This is a genomic window from Psychrobacter sp. NG27 (assembly GCF_016106655.1).
GTDB lineage: Bacteria > Pseudomonadota > Gammaproteobacteria > Pseudomonadales > Moraxellaceae > Psychrobacter.
Genome location: NZ_JADGIN010000001.1, coordinates 817693 through 843422 on the forward strand (window position 1 = coordinate 817693; position 25730 = coordinate 843422).

General features: G+C 43.7%; 21 protein-coding genes and 1 pseudogene. 6 read left to right on the forward strand and 16 right to left on the reverse strand.

Going from position 1 to position 25730, the window contains the following annotated elements:
• Position 1: 1 nt before the first annotated feature.
• From IP485_RS03265 to IP485_RS03305, 9 genes are all read right to left on the reverse strand, one after another.
• Positions 2-1072 carry a DegT/DnrJ/EryC1/StrS family aminotransferase gene (locus tag IP485_RS03265; RefSeq protein WP_198325952.1) on the reverse strand — a complete coding sequence of 357 codons (1071 nt, stop codon included), beginning with the start codon at positions 1070-1072 and terminating at the stop codon, positions 2-4.
• 5 nt (positions 1073-1077) lie between these two features.
• Entirely contained in the window at positions 1078-1950 is an 873-nt protein-coding gene (rfbA, locus tag IP485_RS03270; protein WP_198326010.1) for a glucose-1-phosphate thymidylyltransferase RfbA, read from the reverse strand.
• Positions 1951-1964: 14 nt separating this feature from the next.
• On the reverse strand, positions 1965-3023 hold the full coding sequence (rfbB, locus tag IP485_RS03275) for a dTDP-glucose 4,6-dehydratase (RefSeq protein ID WP_198325953.1): 1059 nt from the start codon (positions 3021-3023) through the stop codon (positions 1965-1967).
• 6 nt (positions 3024-3029) lie between these two features.
• On the reverse strand, positions 3030-4070 hold the full coding sequence (locus IP485_RS03280) for an NAD-dependent epimerase/dehydratase family protein (protein ID WP_198325954.1): 1041 nt from the start codon (positions 4068-4070) through the stop codon (positions 3030-3032).
• 39 nt (positions 4071-4109) lie between these two features.
• Positions 4110-5396, reverse strand: coding sequence for a Vi polysaccharide biosynthesis UDP-N-acetylglucosamine C-6 dehydrogenase TviB (gene tviB, locus IP485_RS03285; protein ID WP_413787013.1), 1287 nt, complete (start codon positions 5394-5396; stop codon positions 4110-4112).
• 15 nt (positions 5397-5411) lie between these two features.
• Positions 5412-7442, reverse strand: a complete 2031-nt coding sequence (locus IP485_RS03290; protein ID WP_198325956.1) for a polysaccharide biosynthesis protein — start codon at positions 7440-7442, stop codon at positions 5412-5414.
• A gap of 85 nt (positions 7443-7527) precedes the next feature.
• Positions 7528-9804, reverse strand: a complete 2277-nt coding sequence (locus tag IP485_RS03295) for a polysaccharide biosynthesis tyrosine autokinase (RefSeq protein WP_198325957.1) — start codon at positions 9802-9804, stop codon at positions 7528-7530.
• A gap of 73 nt (positions 9805-9877) precedes the next feature.
• Positions 9878-10309, reverse strand: coding sequence for a low molecular weight protein-tyrosine-phosphatase (locus tag IP485_RS03300; protein WP_198325958.1), 432 nt, complete (start codon positions 10307-10309; stop codon positions 9878-9880).
• 9 nt (positions 10310-10318) lie between these two features.
• Positions 10319-11401 (reverse strand): polysaccharide biosynthesis/export family protein, encoded by a 1083-nt coding sequence (locus IP485_RS03305; protein WP_198325959.1) that lies wholly within the window; start codon positions 11399-11401, stop codon positions 10319-10321.
• 456 nt (positions 11402-11857) lie between these two features.
• On the opposite strand from IP485_RS03305, the pseudogene IP485_RS03310 reads away from it, so the two are divergent.
• Together IP485_RS03310 and rluB are read left to right on the forward strand one after the other, a co-directional pair.
• Positions 11858-12186, forward strand: a pseudogene (locus IP485_RS03310) (transposase); the annotation flags it as partial.
• Between the two features lie 147 nt (positions 12187-12333).
• Positions 12334-13281, forward strand: coding sequence for a 23S rRNA pseudouridine(2605) synthase RluB (rluB, locus tag IP485_RS03315; RefSeq protein ID WP_194362818.1), 948 nt, complete (start codon positions 12334-12336; stop codon positions 13279-13281).
• A 137-nt stretch (positions 13282-13418) separates the two neighbouring features.
• Here rluB and IP485_RS03320 read toward each other — a convergent pair whose 3' ends face one another.
• The 3 genes from IP485_RS03320 to IP485_RS03330 all read right to left on the reverse strand — a co-directional run bounded on the left by IP485_RS03320 (position 13419) and on the right by IP485_RS03330 (position 15692).
• Complete coding sequence (locus IP485_RS03320; RefSeq protein ID WP_198325961.1) at positions 13419-13970, reverse strand: hypothetical protein; 552 nt, start codon at positions 13968-13970, stop codon at positions 13419-13421.
• A 45-nt stretch (positions 13971-14015) separates the two neighbouring features.
• Entirely contained in the window at positions 14016-14699 is a 684-nt protein-coding gene (locus IP485_RS03325; protein WP_227686380.1) for a hypothetical protein, read from the reverse strand.
• Positions 14700-14906: 207 nt separating this feature from the next.
• On the reverse strand, positions 14907-15692 hold the full coding sequence (locus IP485_RS03330; protein ID WP_320159104.1) for a hypothetical protein: 786 nt from the start codon (positions 15690-15692) through the stop codon (positions 14907-14909).
• 149 nt (positions 15693-15841) lie between these two features.
• On the opposite strand from IP485_RS03330, the gene IP485_RS03335 reads away from it, so the two are divergent.
• Complete coding sequence (locus IP485_RS03335; protein WP_198325962.1) at positions 15842-16444, forward strand: LysE/ArgO family amino acid transporter; 603 nt, start codon at positions 15842-15844, stop codon at positions 16442-16444.
• Positions 16445-16608: 164 nt separating this feature from the next.
• Here the strand turns inward: IP485_RS03335 and IP485_RS03340 are convergent, their stop codons facing one another.
• The 4 genes from IP485_RS03340 to IP485_RS03355 form a co-directional block, all read right to left on the reverse strand.
• Positions 16609-17991, reverse strand: a complete 1383-nt coding sequence (locus IP485_RS03340) for an NAD(P)-binding domain-containing protein (protein ID WP_198325963.1) — start codon at positions 17989-17991, stop codon at positions 16609-16611.
• A 275-nt stretch (positions 17992-18266) separates the two neighbouring features.
• A complete protein-coding gene (locus tag IP485_RS03345) occupies positions 18267-18908 on the reverse strand; it encodes a MarC family protein (protein ID WP_197175149.1) in 642 nt (213 codons plus the stop codon).
• A gap of 302 nt (positions 18909-19210) precedes the next feature.
• The gene (gene nadC / locus IP485_RS03350) at positions 19211-20071 is read right to left on the reverse strand and encodes a carboxylating nicotinate-nucleotide diphosphorylase (RefSeq protein WP_198325964.1); all 861 of its coding nucleotides are present in this window, start codon (positions 20069-20071) and stop codon (positions 19211-19213) included.
• Between the two features lie 160 nt (positions 20072-20231).
• Positions 20232-21281 carry an NUDIX hydrolase gene (locus IP485_RS03355; protein WP_198325965.1) on the reverse strand — a complete coding sequence of 350 codons (1050 nt, stop codon included), beginning with the start codon at positions 21279-21281 and terminating at the stop codon, positions 20232-20234.
• Positions 21282-21591: 310 nt separating this feature from the next.
• Here IP485_RS03355 and nadA point away from each other — a divergent pair, with 310 nt between their 5' ends.
• The 3 genes from nadA (at position 21592) to IP485_RS03370 (ending at position 25700) form a co-directional block, all read left to right on the forward strand.
• Entirely contained in the window at positions 21592-22731 is a 1140-nt protein-coding gene (gene nadA / locus IP485_RS03360; RefSeq protein ID WP_198325966.1) for a quinolinate synthase NadA, read from the forward strand.
• A gap of 70 nt (positions 22732-22801) precedes the next feature.
• Positions 22802-24739 (forward strand): L-aspartate oxidase, encoded by a 1938-nt coding sequence (nadB, locus tag IP485_RS03365; protein WP_198325967.1) that lies wholly within the window; start codon positions 22802-22804, stop codon positions 24737-24739.
• Between the two features lie 76 nt (positions 24740-24815).
• Positions 24816-25700 carry a phosphatidate cytidylyltransferase gene (locus IP485_RS03370; RefSeq protein ID WP_198325968.1) on the forward strand — a complete coding sequence of 295 codons (885 nt, stop codon included), beginning with the start codon at positions 24816-24818 and terminating at the stop codon, positions 25698-25700.
• Positions 25701-25730 lie beyond the last annotated feature (30 nt).

Below are 25730 nucleotides of genomic sequence, written 5' to 3' on the forward strand. Positions count from 1 at the left end.
ATTAGTATAACTCCAATAAGTTTATGATCCTCTGAACATCGTTTAATTCTAGATTTGGATATATAGGTAAACACAAAATTCGACTGGCGATATCTCTCGAATTCTTACAAATTTGTTTACTATCTAGATAGGACAAAGTATCTAAGCTAGGATAAAAATATCTTCTAGGTAATATATCGTTCTCTTTAAGCCTAGCTTCAACTTTCAGTAACTGCTCTTCATTTTCAAAAAGTACTGGTGCATAAGCACAATTATTTCTACCATGCTCATTCCACTGCTGCAGTTCCATCAATCCTGATAGGTTTTCAGTGTAGATCTGCCAAATATCTTCACGGCACTGTCTGATCGTATCGATGTCATCTAATACACATAAGCCCATTGCCGCTTCAAACTCATTCATCTTGGCATTAGTTCCCACTGAATCAATAGAAGTCGGACTACTAATACCAAAGTTAATCATCAGTCTGATTTTTTTAGCCAGCTCATTATCATTAGTGATAACTGCACCACCTTCGATAGTATGGAAAAGCTTGGTTGAATGGAAGCTAAGCGTACTGACATCACCGAAATTTAAAACACTCTGACCTTTAAATTGTGAGCCAAAAGCATGAGCGGCATCATAGATAACCTTGAGGTCATGTTTATCAGCAATAGCTTGTATTTCCTCGACATTACAAGGATTGCCAAATACATGTACAGGCACGATAGCACTAGTACTGGGCGTTATCTGTGCTTCTATCTGACTGGGGTCTATATTGAAAGTTTGCGGATTGATATCAGCAAAGATAGGCGTTAAGCCTTCCCAAGCTAGTGTACTGGTTGTCGCAGCAAAACTAAAAGGTGTAGTAATGACTTCACCTTTTAACGCTAGTGCCTTATAGGCAAGTTGCAGAGCAAACGAACCATTAGCTACTAGGATTATATGTTTAACCCCTAAATAATCTGCAAGCCTACCTTCTAACTCTTGCAACAGGCTACCATTGTTAGTCAACCATCCACTCTCAAAAATACGATCAACATAGGATTGATATTTTGCTTTGTTAGGTAGATAAGCTTTGGTAACTGGTATCATAATATTTACTCTTGAGCTAAAGAAATTAAATATTGGCCATAAGCATTTTTACTCATCGTTTGACCAATCTCAGCTACTTGCTGCTTAGTCAACCAGCCATTATTGAGGGCAATTTCTTCTAAGCAAGCAACCTTATAGCCTTGACGCTTTTCAATAGTTTCTACGAACTGCGCTGCTTCTAATAAGCTCTCATGCGTACCCGTATCTAGCCAGGCAAACCCTCGACCTAACAGCTCTACATTTAAATCACCACGTTCCATATACATCTGATTGACCGTTGTGATCTCAAGCTCACCGCGCTCTGATGGCTTTACTTGCTTTGCTATCTCTATGACATCATTATCATAAAAATATAAACCTGTCACTGCATAATGAGATTTGGGATGAGCAGGCTTTTCTTCTATTGAAATCGCACGCTTATCTTCATCAAATGCCACTACGCCAAAACGCTCAGGATCTTTAACTTGATAGCCAAAAACTGTTGCGCCTGATTGACGATTGACTGCTTGACGTAATAATGGGGTGAATCCTTGACCATAAAATATATTGTCACCAAGTACTAAACAAACATTACTATCACCAATGAACTCTTCACCAATAATAAACGCTTGAGCCAAACCATCTGGGCTTGGCTGAACCGCGTAGTAGATATCGATGCCAAGCTCTTTACCATCGCCAAGTAAGCGCTTAAAACCATCTATATCATCTGGTGTACTAATGACAAGCACTTCACGAATACCGGCTAGCATTAAGACAGATAATGGGTAATAAATCATCGGTTTGTCATAGATAGGTAGCAGCTGCTTAGAGACACCCTTAGTAATAGGATAAAGACGTGTCCCTGAACCACCTGCTAAAATAATACCTTTAGTATTCATTATAGTCGTTTCCATTACACACTTGCTCCCAATCTTTCACGTTGATAACTGCCATCTTGTACTCGGCGACACCAGTCTAAATTATCTAAATACCATTCAACTGTTTTTCTAATACCACTATCAAAAGTCTCTGTCGGTGTCCAATTTAACTCATTGGCAATTTTTCTAGCATCAATTGCATAGCGCAAATCATGTCCCGGGCGATCTTTTACGAATGTAATTAATGACTCATATTGAATGCCGTCAGTACGAGGTTGTAACTCATCCAATATTTGGCAAATATTTTTAACTACTTCAATATTTTGTTTTTCGTTATGTCCACCAATATTGTAAGTTTCACCTACCTTCCCTTCAGTGATCACTTTATATAATGCACGCGCGTGATCTTCCACAAATAACCAATCACGTATTTGATTGCCTTTACCGTAGATAGGCAAAGCTTTGCCATCTAACGCATTGAGTATTACTAACGGAACAAGCTTTTCAGGAAAGTGATAAGGTCCATAATTATTAGAACAATTAGTAATTAGCGTTGGCATACCATAAGTACGCTGCCATGCTCTTACTAAATGATCCGAGCTGGCTTTAGATGCTGAATAAGGAGAGCTTGGTGCATAAGGTGTTGACTCAGTAAACAAGTCTGTTGTACCTTCTAGATCACCATAAACCTCATCGGTTGAGATGTGATGGAACTTAAACTGAGATTTTTTGGTCTGATCAAGACCTTGCCAATAATGACGTACTACTTCTAATAGCGTATAAGTGCCTACGATATTCGTAGTGATAAACTCTGCTGGGCCATCGATAGATCTATCGACATGCGACTCAGCTGCTAGATGCATAACGAGATCGGGCGCAAAACTACTAAAAGCTTCTGTCATTGCCTCTGAGTTACAAATATCGATTTGCTTAAAACTATATCTAGCACTCTGGTCAATGTCTTTGAGGGATTCTAAGTTACCTGCATAGGTTAACTTATCGATATTTAAAACTTCATCATCAGTATGATGCATGATATGACGGATAACAGCAGAGCCGATAAACCCTGCACCACCTGTGATTAATATTTTCATAGAAATCTACTCATTATTTAAAGCTAAAGACTGTACATACCAAGGCATCGCTTTTTCAATACCCTGAACAATATCAAACTGTGGCGCATAACCTAGCGCGTTCTGAATCTTACTGATATCTGCTTGGCTATGACGCACATCGCCTTCACGGAAGTCTCTATACACAGGCGTTTGAGTATAACTCACGCCGTTATCGCTTAAGCTCTCTTTTAGTGAATCAAATAGCGTATTAAGCGTGGTACGACCCCCGACTGCTACGTTATACACCTCGTTTTTAGCTTCATCGGTAGCAGTCGCTGCTAAGATATTGGCCTGCACGGCATTTTCGATAAAATTAAAATCACGGCTAGTATCACCATCACCGTTAATGAACACTTCATCACCAGCGATCATAGCGGCCGTCCACTTTGGTATTACCGCTGCATAGGCACCGTCTGGCGTTTGGCGCTTACCAAAGATATTGAAGTACCGCAGACCAATCGTCTTAAAGCCATAAGTACGTGAGAACACATCTGCATACAGCTCATTGACATATTTAGTCACCGCATACGGCGATAATGGATTGCCAATAGCATCTTCAACTTTTGGCAAGGCTGGATGATCACCATACGTTGAGCTACTCGCTGCATAAGTGAAGCTCGATACTTGTGCATCTCGAGCCGCTGTCAACATATTTAAAAACCCTGAGATATTGGTCTCATTGGTCGCTATAGGGTCAGCGATAGAGCGTGGTACTGAGCCAAGTGCGGCTTGATGCAATACGTAATCAACGCCCTCACAGGCCACTGAGCAATCAGCCAACTGACGGATATCACCCTTTATAAAGGTAAAGTTCTGCCACTGGTCTTTGCTTACCAAACTCTGTACTTCATCTAGATTATGCTGAAAGCCAGTCGCGAAATTATCTAGACCCACGACCTTTTGATCCATTAGGAGTAGCGTCTCTAGTAAATTAGAGCCGATAAAACCTGCTACCCCAGTGATCAGCCACGTTTTGGGAGCTCGAGTTAACGTTTCTTTGACTTCTTGATAAGCTATCGCGGTCATAAATTTTCCAATGATTTTATAAAGGTATAGTGTGATCAGTTATAAACGGATATCGGTGTCTTCTTTGGCAAACACATACTTCAGATCATAGAGCACATGATTGGCTTTACCCAGACTTCTAATGTGCGCGATACCCATCTCGACGAACTCATTATGCGCCACTGCTAGAATAATACTGTCATAGTTATTAACCGCCGGCTCACTAATAGGCATAACATTGTATTCACGCTGAGCTTCTTGGCTATCTACCCATGGGTCATATACATCAACTTCGATATTGTATTCTTGCAGCTCATGGACGATATCGATAACCTTGGTATTACGCACATCAGGGCAGTTTTCCTTAAAGCTCAACCCTAAAATTAATACTCTTGCGCCTTCTACCTGAATACGCTTTTTAATCATGGTTTTGACCAGTTGCGTGACGACATACTCACCCATGCTGTCATTGAGACGACGCCCAGCCAATATAATCTCTGGGTTATAGCCTATCGCTTGCGCTTTGTGCGTGAGATAATATGGATCTACACCAATACAGTGACCGCCAACGAGACCTGGGCGAAACGGTAAAAAGTTCCACTTAGTCCCAGCAGCTTCTAGCACCGCTTCGGTATCGATATTCATCTTATTAAAAATAACCGCTAGCTCATTGATCAGCGCGATATTGACATCGCGTTGCGTGTTCTCAATCACCTTCGCCGCTTCTGCTACTTTAATACTTGCCGCTTTATGCGTGCCTGCGGTAATGATTAGGTTATAAACCTCATCGACGAAATCAGCAATCTCAGGGGTTGAGCCTGCCGTTACCTTGAGGATATTGGTCACGCGATGCTCTTTGTCACCTGGATTGATACGTTCAGGGCTATAACCGGCATAGAAGTCTGTATTGAATATTAGCCCAGAGACTTTTTCTAATACTGGAATACAGACCTCTTCTGTCGCACCAGGATAAACTGTTGACTCATAGACGACGATATCGTCTTGCTTCAATAGACTGCCGATAGCTTCTGACGCTTTAATCAAAGGCGTAAGATCAGGCTGTTTGTAGGCATCTATAGGTGTAGGCACCGTGACGATAAAGAAGTTACAGTCTTTTAGCGCATTGATATCAGAACTATAGCTTAAATGAGTGGCTTGCGTTAATTCCTCATCGCTCACCTCTAACGTGTGATCAATACCGGCATTTAGCGCAGCAATACGACTAGCATTGATATCGAAGCCCACCACTGGATGCTGCTTACCGAACTCAACCGCTAGTGGTAGACCTACATAACCCAAACCGATTACCGCGATTTTTAAATTTTTAATATCATGCAGCTCATTCATCTTAGTCATTACTTTCTATTCCATTGATGATTCAAGAGTTTTAACGGTTGATTTATTTGTTGTATTAAACGATGTCTTAACACTATTACTAGTCGTCGGTGTACCATCCTGATAACCCGATACGAACTGCTTAAACTGCTCTTTTAACCAAGCCACATCATGCTGGTCCGCCCTATGCGCTAGCTGATGTAGCGTGGCCTCGATATCGGATAGCGGATAGCCATGTTCCATCGCCTGCATAATCAGCGGATGATCGGTATCTTTTACATTATCCTCACCGATGATCAGCTCCTCATAGAGCTTTTCACCTGGACGCAATCCGGTAAAGGTTACTTCGATATCCCCATACGGATGCGCCTCGTCCTTTACCGCAAAGCCACTTAACTGAATCATCCGCTGCGCTAGATCGACGATCTTGACTGGAGCACCCATATCGAGTACAAACACCTCGCCGCCCCTCGCCATAGCCCCTGCTTGGATCACTAGATTGGCCGCCTCCGGTATGGTCATAAAGTAGCGTGTGACATCCGGATGAGTAACGGTAATAGGTAGACCTTTCTCTATTTGCTTAGTAAATACTGGCACGACCGAACCCGATGAGCCGAGCACATTACCGAAGCGCACCATGCTGATACAAGTTCCGCTATTGTCACTATCTTGACTTAAGCCCTGACAGGCCAGCTCCGCTAAGCGCTTGGTCGCCCCCATGACATTAGTCGGCCTCACTGCCTTATCGGTTGAGATCAGCACAAAGGTATCGACCTGAGCACTGATAGCAGCACGCGCGCAGTGATACGTACCCTTGCTATTATTAATCGCACCCTCAAACGGATTGGCCTCGACGATCGGCACATGCTTATAGGCAGCGGCATGATACACCGTCTGGATCTGATGACGCTTAAATATCCTGACCAGATTGGCCTCATTAGTCACATTACCGATGACCGCGATCAGCTCTATATCATTATAGATCGTCTTGCTGGCGATTTTGGCGATCAGCTCTTGATGGATACTATAGAGCGCGTACTCCGATAGCTCATAGAGCACCAGACACTTAGGCTTATTCTTAATAATTTGACGACACAGCTCACTACCGATAGAGCCGCCAGCGCCAGTGACCAGTACACATTTATCCGTGATATTCTGCTGTAGTAGCTGTGCATCTGGCTCTACTGTTTGCCGATCTAGCACATCTAAGATATCGATCTTACGCATACTGCTGACAGTAACTTTGCCATCGACGATTTCCTCTAGGCTTGGCAGCTCTTTGATCTGAATAGATATGCCAGCGAGCTTATCAATAATCTCTCTCTTGCGTACACGGCTGATAGACGGCATCGCTAAGAATATCTGCGCGATATCCAGCTTTGAGACAATTTCTACGAGCGCATCAGCGTTGTAAATACGCTTGCCAAGTAAGTAAGCATCCGTGAGCTGCGCATCATCATCAATATAGGCCACTACATGATACTTGTGTGAGTTTCTTAGCCCCTCAAGTAGCTCTTTTCCGGCTTCACCAGCTCCATAGATCAATACATTATCATAGTCATTCGTACGACGACGCTGTGGACGTTGCCCTTGCAAACGAGCTAATATCTCCCGAATAGTCAGACGGCTATTCCATAACCAAATAAATAACAAGAATAAATACAGCATAGGCACAGCACGCGGCATACCCGGCACTGGATGGAAATAGAGAACGACTTGAGCGACAACTATCAACACAAAAAACAGTTGTAAGACAGTACCCATCAGCGCACCGAAAAAGCTACGAGCAACTCCCTTATAGAACCCGATAGCATACAAACCGATGACCGGCACTACCGCGTATAAGCATAGCGCAAGCAGACCGATATGATTATCCATATAGCCATAGCGCACCGCTATCGCCAAATATAGGCAAACCACGGACATAACAAAATCAGCCAATAACAAAACGGCTCTTTTGCTACTGCGAGGTAGCGCTAATAATCCGTCCGCAATACGCTGTGAGCTTTTGGTATTGGCTTTTTGATCAGTCTGATACGATGCTGATTCTATAGACATAACAAGCAACCATTTAAATGAGAAACGCCATACAAATAATAAAGTAGCAACAACTATTCAGAAATAACAACTGACTATATAAGCGTTAGTCTTTAGTGTTGCCATAAGCATAGCTATAGTGATAGCTGTATTTGCTCATCAACCCTTGTTGCACATCATTAAGAATAAGTCCATCGACTTGGATATTGGCTTTATTCATCTGTTTAATAGCGTAATAAACCTGACCTTCTATCGACTTGTCATAACGTGCGACCATCAGCACCTTATCAGCGTACTGTGATAGGATTATCGCGTCTGAAGCGGCGAGCACGGGCGGCGTATCGATAATGATATAATCATACTGAGCCTTTAGCGCGGTCATCAGTAGCACGAATCTCTCGCTCATCAGCAGCGATGCCGGATTGTGCGGATGGCGACCACGCGGCATAAAGTCGATATCATCCATACCCGTCTGATGGATAAAGCTATCGATAGCTAAGTAGTTAGTCGTAGGCGCGGTACTATCCAATTTGGCCAATCGACTGCTGCCCTCATTGAGGTAATCCGCCAGACCATTATCTTGGGTCAGGTTGAACATCTTGTGCAGCTCACCCAAGCGCATATCGGCGTCCAGCACTAGCACTTTTTTGTTTAGCTGAGAGAATACCTCTGCTAGATTGGCGGAGATGAAAGACTTACCCACACCTGGGCTTTCACCGGTCACTAAGATCACTTTACCGTGCTGACTGACTTGTCCGTCTATCGGTGCGGTGGCTACTGTTTTGGGTAGCGAGAACATTAAGCTTGTTCTGAGGCTCTTTATCGCCTCATAGCTCAAGCTATTATGATCAACATGAGCCAATAGCCGTGTGCTCGCTTGCTTATTTTTGCCGATTCTAGAGAGTAGCGGTGAGCGTGGAATAGTCGCGATCACTGGCACACCAGTTTTAGTCTCTAGACGCTCAGGGTCTTTGACTACATTTCTCAGTAGACTCTTGATCAAGACCAGCATAGTGCCGAGCATAGCGCCCAATAATAGCGCTAGCACCATAATCTGTAGCTTTTTGGGTGCAATGGCGTTGTAAGTGCTGATCGGCAGGTCAATAATACGTGCAAAGCCAATTTGACCTGCTTTGACGATTTTGAGCTGTTCATAGTTTTTGAGTAAGGTTAAATAAATCTCTCTATTGATCTCGGTATCTTGTGAGAGCTTTAAAAACTCTCTTTGAATCTCAGGCAGCTCAGCGATCGTCGCATCGATCTCTTGCTTTCTATTATCCAGCACTTGTAGTTGCTCATCGATTTGTACAACTAGTGGATGCTCATCGGTATAGTAAGTAGTGAGATCCGCTTTTTTGAGGTTCAGCTCATTGAGTTGGGCATCGATCTGTGAGTTTTCTGTCAATAAAAGCTGCGCCTCTTGACCAACATCGATCGTCCCATTCTCTTGACGAAACTCATTGAAGCTCGCTTCTGACGCTTCCAGCTTCTCACGCAATAGCGGAATCTGCGTATCCATAAATGCGAGTGTCTTAGTGGTCTCTTCAGTACCACGTGACTGGTTTTGACCCGTATAGGAGAGCACAATTTCATTGAGCACTCGCGTCACTTGTTGCTGGTTTTCACCAGTCATTGATAGCTCAATGATACCGGTCTTATCCCCTTGTTCAACCACAGACAACGCGCTATTGATCTTATCTGTGGTCGCTTTGAGCGATTGCTGACTGATCGTGATCGGATAGCTCTCATCAGGTAGCTCATTGACTGTGATAGTGATCTGACCTTCGCTACCACTAAATCTATGCACCTTACCAAGTTGACCCTCAAAGTCATCGAAACCATCAGTCAATACAAAGCCCGTCTCTGATTGAGTCAAAGTGAATGCACGATTGAAGTAAGCACGCGGCACCTCGAACTGACTGACTTGTACACGTCCTTTTTCACTGTCTAAATACACCCCTTCAGGGGTATTCATCTGTGTATCGATACGGTTATTCTTAATTCTATCGATAGCACCGATATTGGGATCGGTAAGCTTAATGCGCAAATTCAATAGGGTGACGACGGGTTCTAAGATCATTCTGGACCTAATCAGTTTCGATTCTGTCTGCGCTTTACTCGCCTCTGAGCCCACCAATTCTGAGATGTCAGTGCCTAGTGCTGAGATACCTGAAGCGTTATCTTCGATCTGAATTAAGGCATCTGACTTAAAGGTAGGATTGACATAACGGCTGTACAAAACGCCGATGGCTAGTCCTAACAGTGCAAAGAACAGTACGATCTTCCAGCCACGTAATAGCACAAAAAGCAGCGCCATGAGATCAATCTCATCATCGTCTTTTTCAATCGTCGTTTTGGAAGTATTCGGTGAATCTGTAGTCATAAGGTCAATTCATTCATTTAAGGTAGTGGCTTATTTATTGCTGGTTCGATACCGAGTCATTGATAATAACCGCTTAGCTGATTTTATCATCCCATGGTTTTAGACTGTCAAAGATATCTTGCCGAGCATCCTCAAATACTGAGAGATCATGTCGATACGGGTCAGCAATGTCTTGATCGATCCAATGACCAATGCGAAAAGTTTTGCCACGGCAATGCGGCCAGCGGTCCTCAATCCATTTGCTCTGACTATCAGACATCGTCAAAATTAGATCAGCACGCCTCACTAGCGTCTCATCAATTTGCTTGGCAATATGTTCAGACATATCGATACCTAACGCTGACATGACGGCTAACGCATTAGGATCCGCACCATTGCCCACCACAGCAGAGAGTCCAGCGGAGTCAATTTTTTTATTTGGATGTTGTTGTTTTAATACCGCTTCAGCGATAGGGCTACGGCAGATATTGCCGACACAAACCACCAAAATATTATCGAATGCCATAATAAATACCTATAGTCCTGAGAGACTTCTGACTGCTGAGGTAGAAGGCAGCAGTGAGTTAATAACACGATTCCAACGTGTCAAGCCGGTAGGATCAACATACAGAATATCGTTAGGCTGCATCTCAAAACGGTTAGCGAGTGCTAAGTTAGTGATAGTCTGCATGTCTACATAATAGATATTAGTACGACGAAACTCTAAGTTATCACGCACAACGTAGACTTTTGCAGCATTAGCAGTAAACGAATTCAGTCCTTGTGACTCACCCAACACTTGCGCCAAGCTTAGCCCTTGCTCTAAGATAGGAACAGGTTTTATTTGACCGAACTCGCCCAATACATAGACAGTATTACGGCTTTGACTATTGAGATGAATAGAGTCGCCATCTTGAATATAAATTTGATTGCCCGAGGCACCCATCTGACGCAGCATTTGCAAGCCAACATTATAATTACGACCCTTACGACTCAAGACAATGCTGTTTGAATCTCCAGTTTCTGTGACTCCGCCAGCCTTAGAAATCGCGCTATAGAGCGATACTGGCGCATCCTCAATAGCGAACTCGCCAGGCTGTCTGACTTCACCATCGATAAAGAACTTATTACCGCGATAGTTGATAATTTTGACTTGGGGATCGGAGTACTTTAGATAACGTTGTAGTTTACTCTGGAGAGAGGCGGTAAACTGAGGGACGCTCAAACCTGATGCTTTGACTCGACCCACCAAAGGAAACTGTACAAAACCTTGCTGATCGACAGGATAGCCATTTGCTCCGGCAACTGCCATGTCAGGATAACCCACTAGAACAATACCTAAAATATCACCTTGTGCGATATGATATTCCATCTTTTTTGAGCTTGCGAGGAGCTGATAAATATCGTTATTAGGGCGAGTCACTTGAGGCAAGGGTAAAGTCGCTAGACTCAACGGTTGAATATTGAATTGCAAACCGTTTTCAGCGGTAAAATCCCCTACTGGTGGCAACTCTCCCGCTTGAAGTCCAGAATTGATGGTTGTAGTCGCACATCCAGCAGACCACAATGTGATCAATAGTAAACTTAATGCTCTCAACACCTTAAGAGACTGGCGCATAATAGAACCCCTTGAAATCACAACAATATACGGCATCAAATAGTAGCTACGTTAAGCAATCTGAGTCTCAATAGAAAATAAACAAAAGTTTTTCTAAGAGGTAAATTGATTGATAAAAAAGGCGTTATTCTATCATAATTTTACGTACTTCATACATAGTTTACAATTAAAGCTATGATACTAATATTGTATTTAATAAATTGTGTTGTTTTTATTCAACAGATAATTCTCAATAAAAACATTATATTACCTGTAAGCCATATTAAAATACTCTGGTGATGTCTGATTCGGTAGACTCCTGAGCACAGATAACATATCAATGAACAAATATTTATAATAGAGCAGAAACGCCTCACTATCTACAGTGACAGTAATGACGATTTTTTATAAATTTTAAATGTCATAAAACGCACAATTTTGCCTGATATTCATGCCTTGTTGTTCGACACTTTTAGCACTACTCATGATGTGAAGGTAGCTCCAGACTTAATTGATAAGATAGGTTTAAGGGATACTGACATTTTATGTGCCGATAAAGGTTATAATTCTGATCCGTTGCGAGCGCATACTGAACAAGCGGGTTGCATCAATAATATTCTTCGAAAACAAAATAATCATTCCACCAATGACCATATGGACTGGGACTTGTACAAATCTCGCCACTTAGTAGACAATGCTTTTGCTAAGTTAAAAACTGCAGGGCGGTTGCGACTAGATTTGATAAGCTCAAGCAAAGTTATGAGAATACGGTAGCTCTCGCTTGTGCTCATATTTTCTTTGGTTAAAACTTTGAATGTTCAACATGTCCTAGAAAACTAACAATTACTATTGATGACAATCAGGGGCTGTATATACGGCATAAATAGCGTAGAATAGTCAATCCAATTTTTTTACATTGAGAAATGTAAACCCACCGACTCAAGGTTATGATTATGAAAGACGAAAAATTACAGAAAGCCCTCGCCCGCATGGGCCTTGGTTCACGCCGTCAGATGGAAGAAGTCATCAAAGCTGGTCGCGTCACTGTCAATAACGGCCCAGCAACCATCGGTGATCGTGTTGAACAAGGCGATGAGATTCGCGTTGATGGCCGTCAGATCAAATACACCTCTGAAAATGAGAAGCGTCGCCGTGTTATCGCTTACTACAAGCCTGAAGGCGAAGTCTGCTCTGCTAAAGATCCAGAAGGTCGTCCAACCGTTTTTGAGCGTTTACCAAAGCTAACTCATGATCGCTGGGTCATGGTTGGTCGCTTGGATATTAACTCAACGGGTCTGTTACTGTTTACCAATGATGGTGAAATGGCGCATCGCTTGATGCATCCATCTGGTGAAGTCACTCGTGAATATGCGGTACGTGTATTGGGTGAAGTGACGCCTGAGATCGCTCGTGCCTTAACGGCTGGCGTCATGCTAGAAGATGGCCTTGCAAAGTTTGAAGATATCAAAGACGGTGGCGGTGAAGGCGTCAATAAATGGTATCACGTCCAGCTAAAAGAAGGCCGTAACCGTGAAGTACGTCGCTTGTTTGAGTCGCAAGGCCTAAAAGTTAGCCGTCTACTGCGCACACGCTATGGCACGATTGCTCTACCAAAAGAGTTACGTACTGGTCGCTTCTTAGAACTCGACAGAAAAGACATCAATACGTTAACCGATTTAGTAAGCTTGCGTCCTCGTTATGGTACGGGTCTGCATGGCGCAGCGAAAGAGAAGCAAGAGCGTATCAGAAGCAAGCCGCTTAAAGCGCGTCGCGCTACTGACAGTCGTAGCGATAGCCGCAGTGGTAGCGACAATCGTAACAGCAGCGCAAAACCTAAAAGCAGTGCTAGCCCTGCCAGCCGTGGTACACGTAACACTCGTGACCGCAACGACAAGCGTTAATAATATTAATCTATCGTGACTTTAAGTCTTCAATAGATTTAGAGTCACCTATAAAAAAGCTGCCAGTGATTATTTATCATTGGCAGCTTTTTTGTGGGTCGTTTATAGCAAGTCGTGATAAATCTCACAATCTAGGCTTAGCTATCGTGACTGTTGATATAGTTTTTCATTACTCGTAATTCCTGCAACTGCTGCATGTCCATTTGCGCTAGCAACTTATCTAAGCGCTGCTCAATATTATTTAACACGCTCTGTAATAATTCATTGGCTTCCGCTTCATTATCATTACTTATATTATCGGCGCTTATATTTGTTAAATGGTAATGAGTGGCTAACATTTCTGGAAGCCGAGTATGCAGCATCTTATTCAATACAAACTGCTCCTCTGTTATCGCAGGCGTCTTATGCTGAGCTTTTAGTGATTTCTGATACGCTTGATAGTGATTCACTTTTTCGTCGATGCGTTTTAATTGGCTCAATTGACGCTCTGGCAGATTTTTTAGATGTTTCTTATTTAAACTTAATTGTTGCCAACTGAGTTTGGATAATGACAATGGTGCATTATCATTCTGATAGACGAGCACACCTGGCGTAATACCGACAGCTTTATGGAAAGCTTGCCAGCCTTTTTTACCTAAATAAAAGGTAGTGACTGTCGTTACAATGCCAATGCCTATTAAGATGCTCATATACGCTTACTCTTTATGCTTTCCTTTGATCAGACAACTCTGCATTTACAGCTTAATATCTTTAGCACTCACATTTGTACCAGTTGAATTTTCAATCGCTTGAATATCTACATCACTGCTCACATCACTACGGGCACTACTGACATTGCTATCGAGCTTTTGCGTCTCCGTATTACTAGCAGGATTGTCAAAGCGTTTTTGTAGATAGCGATTGGTCGCGAGCAGCTTTTGTCCATCTTGATGATAGGAAGCATTGAGCAAATCATCGAACTGCGTATTGATCGTACTTAGCACATCTAGCAACGCCTCTTTACCAGTGACGTTAGAATGCTTAATCTTGGTCGTGTCAGCGAGTGCACCGTCTCTACCATCTAAGTCATGCAAACGGCGATAGTCCACCACTGCAAGTGGTACATGTCTGTCCATCAAATTTTGAATCATAATGTAGGTTTCAGTGACAGTATCTTTATCATCAATCTTTCCATCATTATTGGTATCACCATAAATGACACGCAGCTTCTCACCTTTTTCATTGATTTGGTCGAGAGCTGTTTTGACCTCCACTGGCAAGCTCTTTTCAGGAATATAACCCAATTGCGGCATCGCTTTATATTCAAGCATTTTGGGCGCTGTGACTTTCTTAATGCCACGATACCCCAGATATAACCCAGCGGCTGGTAGCACCCCATACAGTACAAACATCACGAGCATTGCAGTCACTTGGGTCATCAGGTTGTCCTTATTATTTGGCAAAATGGTTTGGCAAATTCTTTATTATTTTGGCTCATACTTTAAGCAAAGCGATTTGAGCATATCCAACTATATTGATTGGCCATGCTTTTATTAAACAAAAAAATAAGGCTCTATTAAAGCCTTATATTGTTATACATTGAGTCAATTGTGTTTATAGATAATTGTTCTCTTCTAAAAAGAGCGCTAGCTTTGCGTGCGGCTTTTGACATAACGGTGCGTTGAGGCCAGACGATTCATTACCGTTTGATGTAACTCATCCAACAACTCATCAAGCTCATAATCTATCTCTAAAAACAAATCGGTCAACATATCTCCTGCCGTCATCTTGCCTTGTACCATATTGTTTTTGGTACGATGGGGGCTGAACCGCTGTAGTTGCTCATAATGATGTAGCGCTTCTGGAATACTCTCGGACACCAGCTTATCTATAACAAACTGACGCTCATTATGTTGCTGCTGTTGCTGCTCGTTGAGCTCGCTGCTCCATTCACGGTAACGCTTTAACTTACCATTGATTCGGTCTAGGATTGCCACAGCCTCAATAGGCATGGCATTTAGCGTGGCCTCATCCACCACATCAATAAGCTCAGTCATAATCGGACAGCGTCCATGTTTGAGATACCATAAAGTATCTGGGTCGAAAGGAGGTCTATTGGTCGGACGCATCTGAGCACGATTGGACAAATAGCGATCAGTCAAAGGTGTGGGCGTTCGAATATCACTCACTTGTGCCAATGCATCACAAATACGGTTGGCACGTTCGGGCGGTGTCAATACAGAAGGCGTTCTATCAGCTTGCTCGCTGTCATCATTTATACTGTCATTATTCACACTAATATCAGTCGATCTAATATCCGTCGAATCTGTCACTTGACTGGCACCCATTTCCTGAGCATGCTTGGCCGCTTGTGTTGGCAAGTCATCTGGCGCTTGTCCAAATGATTGTAGTATTCTCGTCAAACTTACCACCATGACCTACCTTGCCTCTCATTCCGTGCACTCAAATTGAGCTCATATTGCATATATTGATTCAATAACGTATCTTAACAGCTTTTTTTGGCACTGCCAGTAAGCAAAGTGTCAATATTCCTACTCTTCAAAAGAATAAGTACATTACTATGAATGCGACTGACTATACTTCTGGCTTTTTACTTGGTCTATCGCTCATCTTAGCGATTGGATCACAAAACGCCTTTGTACTTAAACAAGGCATTAAACGTGAACACGTCTTTTTCATCTGTTTATTTTGTGCCGTTAGCGATGCGCTATTGATCTCGGCAGGCGTTGCTGGATTTGGTGCTGTAACCGCTCGCTATCCACAAGCGGTAAATATAGCCCGACTAGCAGGCGCTCTGTTTTTGCTGGTCTACGGGCTACAAAGCTTATATGCCAGTGTCCGGCGCTCACATGCAATGACTGTCGATGGTCAGGTTGTCACTAGCTTAAAAAAAGCACTATTGCTATGCTTTGGCTTTACGTGGCTCAACCCACACGTCTACTTAGATACATTGGTACTCGTTGGCATGGTTTCAACGGGTGCTAGTAGTAAATTAGCATTTGCCACTGGTGCCGTTAGTGCTTCATTCTTTTTCTTTTTTGCATTGGGTTATGCGGCACGACTACTCAGACCTTTGTTTGCAAAGCCAAAAGCATGGAATATCCTCGATGCTCTAGTCGGCATACTCATGCTGTACTTGGCTTGGCATTTGTATAATAGCTAATATATCGTCAATCCTCTATAAATTGGATACTGTGTCAGTCTCCAAATTATATTGAGCAGACTATAGTAGCTGAATGTACCGTGCACAAAAAAAACCAAACACGCTGAAACGTATTTGGTTTTTTATCTTTTTAGACAATACTAACTGTTAGCGATGCCAATTGTTTACGATGCTTTTTTGCGTTTTTTAGGCTTCACAAGCGACATATTCAAAAAATGCTCAAGCGAATCATCAAGGACATCTAGCCAAGGCTCCGGTAACTCAGGGGATAATGTACCCGTCAATGTCGAACGATAGCCTTTCTCTCTAAAGGTCATGATATTGTCGGTTTTATCTTCTTGCCACTCTTTTAAGATATCACCCTGCTTTTCTACCGCGAATTCTGGATAATCTGTCGCATTGGTCAAATCACGGATATAAGCCGCCTGAAAGTCAATCGAATCGCTAACTGTGACACATTTAGCATAGGTTGCGACCCACTCTTGCTCATCGGCTGTCCGTGTCGCCAAGTCAGGTACGGCAACATCGCCCATAATAACGTCACGTGCATACCATGCTTGGGCATCAAACATATTAAAGGTGAAATACTGATCCTGCATACCTAAATAAATAAGCTTTGGATTGGGCTGCCAAAAGACACCTTTGTATAGATTGGCTGGATACAAGCAGTTATGCGTCTGCAAGCGCAATTCGTCCGGCATAAACGGGAAATGGAACAAATAACCAGTACACATAATAATAGCGTCAAACTTTTGACTCGTACCATCGGCAAAATGCGCAACATCATTTTCAAAATGAGTGACGAGCGGCACTTCTTTAATACCCTCTGGCCAGTCATAACCCAGTGCTTGTGTGCGATAGCTAATGGTTACTGATTTAGTGCCATATTTATAACACTGCGTGCCAATGTCTTCGGCTGAATAGCTACTACCAATCAGTAGAATGTCTTCATCTTTGAACTCTAATGCATCACGGAAATCATGTGCATGCAGGATACGACCTGGGAACGTTTCTAAACCTTCAAAATATGGCATATTTGGCGTTGAGAAGTGACCAGTCGCTACCACCACATAATCAAACTCTTCAACTTCTTGCTCATTGGTTTTATGATTCATCACCGTCACGGTGAATTTTTGTGTGTCATCGTCAAACGATACCCAACGTACAGGGCATTCAAAACGGATGTATTTTTGGATATCTTGTTTATCGATACGCCCCATGATGTAGTCTTTTAAGACTTCACGTGGCGGGTATGAAGGGATGGCTTCCCCAAAGTGTTCATCAAACGAATAGTCGGCAAACTCTAAGCACTCTTTTGGACCATTCGACCACAGATAACGGTACATACTGCCGTGAACGGGTTCACCGTTTCTGTCTAAACCGGTACGCCAGCTATAGTTCCACATACCGCCGATAGCATTTTGCTTTTCATAACAGACTATCTCAGGTAAGTCGGTTGCACCAGCCAATCGTGCCGCCTCAAAAGCGCGTAATTGTGCTAAACCACTTGGACCTGCTCCTAAAATAGCAATTCTTTTGTTACTCAAAATTAACTCCTATGATATTAGTTGTTCCTCCACTGTAACATATTTTTATGGGTTGTTTTTTTCCAATACTTTTGGTGATTGATACCATTATTTTAGACATAATTATTCTATAAAAATCGCTTTTAGCCATTTTTATAGAATGTTTAGAAGTTTTGAAGAGTTTTAGAGGTTTTTTAGCTGATAGTAGGAGTAAGCTATAAGCTTTCTTTACAACCTAAAAATTGAAAGGTCATTCTAAATATTTTAGGCAAGCGTATAGGGAACCAATCTTTTCATTAGACCAAAGCAGGGAACAGCGTGCGCAGGCCATTCACGATAATTTCGATAGACACGGCAGCTAGTAGCATACCCATGATTCGGCTCATAATATTCAGACCCGTATCACCCAACAAGCGACTAATACGACCTGCTGCCATCAATGCCAAATAACAAAATAAGCTGATGAACAGGCCAGCTATCAATATGGCAGATACCTGCAACACACCTGAGACTTGTGAAGAATAGATAATAACTGTAGAGATACCGCCAGGCCCGATCATCATCGGAATCGCGAGGGGCACCACGGCAGCTGCCATCGAAACAGGCGCATCTTTTACATGATCGACATCGAAGTTCTCTTGATCAGGCTTTACAGGGTTACCCTCTCCATTCATCATATTCAGGGCAATCAAAAACACCAAGATACCGCCAGCCAATTGGAACGACCCAATTGAAATACCAAGGGTTTTTAGCAGTGTCTCACCTGCAAGCGTAAAAAAACTGATGGTGATAAAAATAGTCAGACAAGCAACGCGCGCGACTTTACGTCGATTGTTCATCGAATAGCCGCGAGTCAAATCCAAAAACAACGTCAATGCGCTGAAGGGATTGATCAATACCATGAAGGCTAGGATTATCTTGATAATTTCAGTGTTCACTGAGCGCTCACTTGTCTATTGGTACCACTGGTGCAAAAAGATAAGGCCATCGTGCAAGTGCAACGATGACCCAATAGGCAGTTAAAAACGGCATTGTAGCTTATATTCTAACATAGGCAGATAAGCTAATTAAATCATTAACTTTGCTTGGTTACTCTCTTACATCATCTTGGCAAAAAATCCATGTATATAGCAGCCTATTATTGGTCAATAACTAATAAATAGATTGCTCACTCACAACATTACTAACCATTGTTGCGCTAAAAAACCTGTAAGTCGGAACACACTAAGCAATGCTTGTTTTAGGCACTGAAATCCAGACCAATATCCAAGGCAGTAGTACTGTGCGTCAAATAGCCCATCGCGATAAAATCAACGCCTGTTTCTGCTGCTGCTCTCACGCTATCTGGCGTGATACCACCTGAGGCTTCAGTCTTTGCTCGTCCTTGGCATAGAATAACGGCTTGACGTAGCAATTTGGGTGGCATGTTGTCTAATAATACCAAATTAACACCCGCATCTAATGCCAACTCTAGCTGCGCTAACGTATCTACTTCCACTTCAATTGGAATCAAGTGACCAGCAAATACTTGGGCTTGTTCAATAGCGGTTGTGATGTCACCGGCAATCGCAATATGGTTGTCTTTGATTAAAATAGCATCATCGAGACCCAAACGGTGATTGCGCCCGCCGCCGCAGCGTACCGCGTATTTTTGGACGATACGCAAACCAGGAATGGTCTTACGGGTGCACGTGATTTGTGCAGGATACTCAGCCACACTATCGACAATCTGACGGGTCGCTGTTGCAATACCGCTGAGATGCGTCATGAAATTCAATGCGGTGCGCTCAGCTGTTAATAAGTGACGCGCATTACCACGTACTGTTGCCAATACGGCCCCCGCCTCGACTGTCTCGCCATCTTGTACTTGCGCCACAAACTCAATTTGCGCATCGACTAAAGCAAAAGACAAACGTGCCAAATCCATGCCGCATATCACACCTGTTTGCCGTGCCTTGATCTGTAATTGTGCTTGCATGTCCGCTGGAATAGTCGCTTGGGACGTCACATCACCGCGCCGACCCAAATCTTCAGTGAGAGCGTCTTTCACCAATGGCTTGAGCAACACATCATCCAACGCTGGCTCTTTTTCGATGGTCATTTTTGATCCTCATATAAGCATAGAATTGATAAAAACGGCTGTTTATTTAAACTCAAAATGAGCATAAATATAGCGTAAAATTATCGACTCTGCAAGGAAGGGTGACAAACTTCTCAGTGCATCAATTCTTTTCATAGTGAATTTGAATACATTTTTCGGGCTATTTACGCTTAGGAAGTTTGCTGTCCATTAATAGACTTTGCAGCTCAATATCATGACAAAAGCGATATAGTTTGGCTGGACGACCGCGCTGAGCACTACTACTCTCTCCTGTCTCCATCACTAGGTTCTGTGAATCGAGCAAACGGCGAAAGTTCTGCTTGTGCAAACGTATCCCTGATAACGCCTCAACACTCTGCTGCAACTGCGACAAAGTAAACACATCAGGCATCAAACCAAAAATAAGCGGCCGATACTCAATCTTGGCACGCAGTCTCGAGATAGCGGTAGCAATCACGCGACGATGGTCATAATACATCGGTACGCCTATGCGCTGTGACCAATCATCAGGCAGGACAGTATTTTGATAATTGGGCGGATAATTAGGCGCTTCAGGTATCAGACCTGCTTCGTATAGCATCTCATAGCGTAGCAGCACATGCTCTGAAACCCACTCGCTGCTTTCATTGAGGTGAGCGTTGGCATTGGCATTGGCATTGGCAGAATCTGCGTTTGGCGATGCCTGACCTATCAAATAAGCTTCGCTGACTCCCCAGCACAGACGAATACGCTGACGTCGGCGCTGCTGGATAGTAACGTCTTCGGCGGTATTCATCCAGTCCAATAGCACAGGAACAATAAAATCTATAATAATGCTGGGCATACCATCCAAATGGTTTTCCCACGGAAAATAATCATACCAATCACGCCATAGCGCTTGGCTTTGTAACTGCTGCGTCTGTGTCTCCTGCACCAACCCTAAATAGCTGACATATACGAGGGCGTGTCCATCGATATTGCGCCTATTGGTATCAACGAAAGTATATAGCTGCTCCAAATATCCAAGTGGCTGCTGTGTTTGCTCCTCTACCCATTGGCGCACGCCTGCTTGCAAGGAGCGATGCAGTGGCATCAGCGGTCCGTTCGGCAATAGCTTGCCTTGATCAACGGTCAGGACACGCGCGATATGATCTGTGATAGCGACCAGTACGGCGACCACTTCTGTTGTGCCGCTACCTTGCTGGTGCGCATGTGAATAAGACAACGTCATGGCTCTAGGGGTTATCCTTTATCTTTAGACTGTCATAAAAAAAGGCTATCTGTATCGATAGCTACCTCTCATCTTAGCATAGCGGAAATATAAAACGATCATAGTCTGTCGTTGTAATCATAGCGGAAGTGCTATCAATAGATGCATCAAATATACCAAAAATTGACGTATTGAATCACTTAGTATAAAAAAACCACTTGTATTTATACTCAAAATGAGCATAATTAATATAACTCATTCATTTTTATATCTCATTACTCTATTTTTAATACACACATTTATCGTTATCGCACCAACAGAGGCTGCCATTATGAAAACCTATCCCTACGACGCACCCGTCATGAGCACAGACAATCGCATCGCCACTCAGATGCATATCGAATATGCCAAAGCCAAAATGCCAGCAGATTTGCCACGGACTGAGCGTCTGGTGGTTGAGGCCAATATCAAGCAACTGTTAAAAGAGCACAATGCGGTGCTGGTCGCACACTATTATGTTGACCCTTTTATTCAAGATTTGGCATTGGCGACTGGCGGCTGTGTGGGTGACTCATTAGAGATGGCGCGTTTTGGTCAAGCACATAGCGCCCAGACTTTAGTAGTCGCTGGTGTACGCTTTATGGGCGAGTCTGCCAAAATCTTGAGTATGGAGAAGACCGTACTCATGCCAGATTTAGAAGCGGAGTGTTCGCTTGACTTGGGCTGCCCTGCCGATGAGTTTTCAGCCTTTTGTGATGCGCACCCTGAGCGTACCGTGGTGGTGTATGCCAATACCAGCGCCTCGGTAAAAGCCCGTGCAGATTGGGTGGTAACCTCATCGGTTGGTATCGACATCGTCCGCCATCTACATGCCCAAGGCGAGACTATCATCTGGGGCCCTGACCGTCATTTGGGTAAATACATCGCGCGTGAGACTGGTGCAGATATGCTGCTTTGGCAAGGCTCTTGCCTCGTGCACAATGAATTTAAAGCCACTGAACTGATGCAATTAAAAGAAGAGTACCCCAATGCCAAAGTGTTGGTACACCCAGAATCACCTGATAGCGTGGTTGCCCTTGCTGATGTGGTCGGCTCAACCAGTAAACTACTCCAGTCCACTTACGAGATGGATGCTGATACTTTTATCGTCGCCACTGATTTGGGTATCTTGCACGAGATGCAAAAACGCTCACCAAATAAAAGGTTTTTGGCCGCACCAACTGCTGGTGAGAGCGCAAGTTGCAAGAGCTGTGCCTTTTGCCCATGGATGGCGATGAATGGTCTAAAAGGGATTGAGCAGTGCCTAACTCATAGTAGTGGTGAAGTAGTGATGACGCCAGAGCTAGCAGTAGCAGCCAAAAAGCCTTTGCAACGTATGCTTGATTTTGCTGAAGCACAAAAGCAACGAGTTGCTGCCAGTGGCGATATCATAAAAGACCGTGCACTGTTCGCTAACGTTGGGGCAGCCTAGCATGGGTAAGTCGCCTTCAGCTAATCAAACCAGCACCACTCGCTATAAAAATAACAGGAGTAGCAGTGATATGAGCAATATTGTAAAAACTGACGTTCTTATTATTGGGGCTGGTCTGGCAGGCTTGAGTACCGCGCTATCGTTACCAAAGTCGCTGAATATTACTGTTTTAAGCAAAGCGGCGCTCGATGTCTGTTCGAGTCACTATGCGCAAGGCGGTATTGCCGCCAGTTTAGATAAAACTGACACTGTGACTGACCATGTGTCTGATACGCTCATCGCTGGCGCAGGCTTGTGTGATGCGGCGAACACTACTGATATATTGAGTGCAGGGCAACAAGCGGTTCAGTGGCTATGCGAGCAAGGTGTTCCCTTTACGCCGACACTACAACAACATACTACAACAACATCAGATAAAATATTGCGGACTGCTAGCTTAACAACCAGTGAATTGCATTTAACCAAAGAAGGTGGGCATGGCTGTCGTCGTGTGGCGCATGCAGATGATGCGACTGGGCGACATGTGATGGAAGCCTTAACGGTGAAAGTACAAGCCGCGGCTAACATCAACATCTTGCCTTATCACGAAGCCTTATCATTATTAACACGCCCTACGATTGGTGAGTCAGATATAAACCGCACTGACAATACTGACCATAAAAAATGCTACGGTGCCACTGTTTTCGATCATGCCAATCAACGTCAGCTTACAGTTTATAGTCGGGCTGTCGTAATGGCGAGTGGCGGCTTAGGGCAGTTGTTTAAACGTGCCAGCGCACCTAATGTGTGCGTGGGTGATGGCGTGATGATGGCATGGAAAGCAGGCTGCCGTCTGGCAAATTTGGAGTTTGTGCAATTTCATCCGACAGGTCTAGCCTTAGATGATAGCAGTTTTTTAATCTCTGAAGCACTTCGCGGTGAGGGTGGACGGTTGTATTGCCCGCAGACAGGCAGGCGCTTTATGCTAGAGATTGATGCGCGTGCAGAACTGGCACCGCGAGATATTGTCGCACGTGCGATAGCCGAGCAAATTTCAAAAAATGGCATGGGCTATGTACATCTTGATGTCAGCCACTTGCCAGCAGACTTTTTGCAGCAGCATTTTCCGCAAATTTATCAAACCTTATTGCCACTAGGTATTGATATGACCACCGACCCTATCCCCGTTGCCCCGACAGCGCATTATAGTTGTGGCGGCGTTGTCACATCAGTGAACGGTATGACCGATGTGCAAGGGCTATATGCAGCAGGTGAAGTGGCATATACAGGTCTGCACGGTGCCAATCGTTTGGCAAGCAACTCGCTATTAGAATGTGTGGTGGTTGGACGCAATATTGCTAACCACTTGCCACATTATTTAGACAAAATAGTTAAATTGGATAGCACACGCTATGATGCGTTTGAGCAACCACTCACTGACCTGTGGTCATCGCCAGTCCTAATAGAGACGCAACCTATTGTCCTGCCTTTGGCGATAGCATCAACGCATCTGCATGACACAGCAAATAGGGTGCTTCATTCAGACATCGATATCACCGCAATAATCAACGCTTTAAAATCACTCATGACAGCCAATATGGGCATCACACGTAGTGCCCAACAATTAGAGCAAGCCCTGACCCAAATTCAGCAGTGGCAAGCGCAGCTTGCAGATATGGAGCTGCATCCACTTACTGCGAGTGACGACAGCATTCCTAACGCTAACGAACTTGGCAATGCTCAATTGGCAAGTTCGTTAGCTGATAGTCGATTAACCACACATCAATTATCGAAGCATCAGTTAGCAAAGCATCAATTATCAAAACAATTGCAACTGGCAACATTGATCGTTCAATCTGCCTATCAGCGCCTTGAGAGTCGTGGCGGCCATTATCGACTCGACTACCCCAATTTAGATGAGGTAGCATTGACCAGCATCATTGCGCCGCCTAACCGCTATCCGCTTGCGTCCATCAGTCATACTATGAATAACGAGACAGACTCTATACCTGTCATGGATAGTGTCTGACACTAGGGTTGAAGTAGCATTTAAGCTATTATTATAAGGAGGCTTTACACGCCATCTATTAATTGAGTGCTAAAACATGGCTACAGACACATGGTTTGTTATCGGGCTGATGCTTACTGTCAGCGTCGTATGGGGCGTGCTAGCCCTGCCTCGCTTGCGTGCCCGCTTACCTAAGATTTACCTAATTGCCCGCTCGTGGTGGTTCATGTTGGTGGCACTGTGTCTTTGCTACAGTATCGCAAAGCTAGAGAACCCTAATCAGTACGATTATTCTCATCCTTATCAGTGGCTACTCATTGCTTTTTTTGTTTTAATCGGGCTACGCGGTGGCTACGAGCTCAAACGCTTATGGTGCTTAAATGGTAAGGCAGGTCTCATCCGTAAGCTCCAAGCGCGTGGATTACAACCAATCACCAGCACTCATGAGAAACATTCAGCATCCAACAACGCATCTGCACATTTAAATGCATTAGATATCATCTTTAGCACTGCCTTTATTTTACTGATTATTAGCCTTATTACCTTGCAGCAATTAACGTGGCAACGTGAGCAGTATGGCGTATTGCTATTTGTGCTATTTGCCAGCCAGTTTAATGACATTGCTCAATATTTATGCGGACGATTACTGGGTCATAAATGGTTTAAACGAGGTCTGGCACCAACCATCAGTCCAAACAAAAGCATTGAAGGGGCGATTTTTGGCAGTTTGTGTGCTGCTATATTGGCTTCCTTACTGGGACTATGGCTCACACCCTTTAGCTGGTGGGTTTGTTTACTAGCAGCTTACAGTCTGGCCGTGAGTGGTATCACGGGAGATTTATTAGAATCCGCATTTAAGCGTCAACATGGCGTAAAAGACACCGGTACGATGCTGGCTGGACATGGTGGCGTATTAGATCGGATAGACAGCTTGCTGATTGGTGTGCCCATATTCACCCTACTCTACTGGCTATTTGGATAAGCTGCCCATTCTTGATTAAGACAGTGCTTG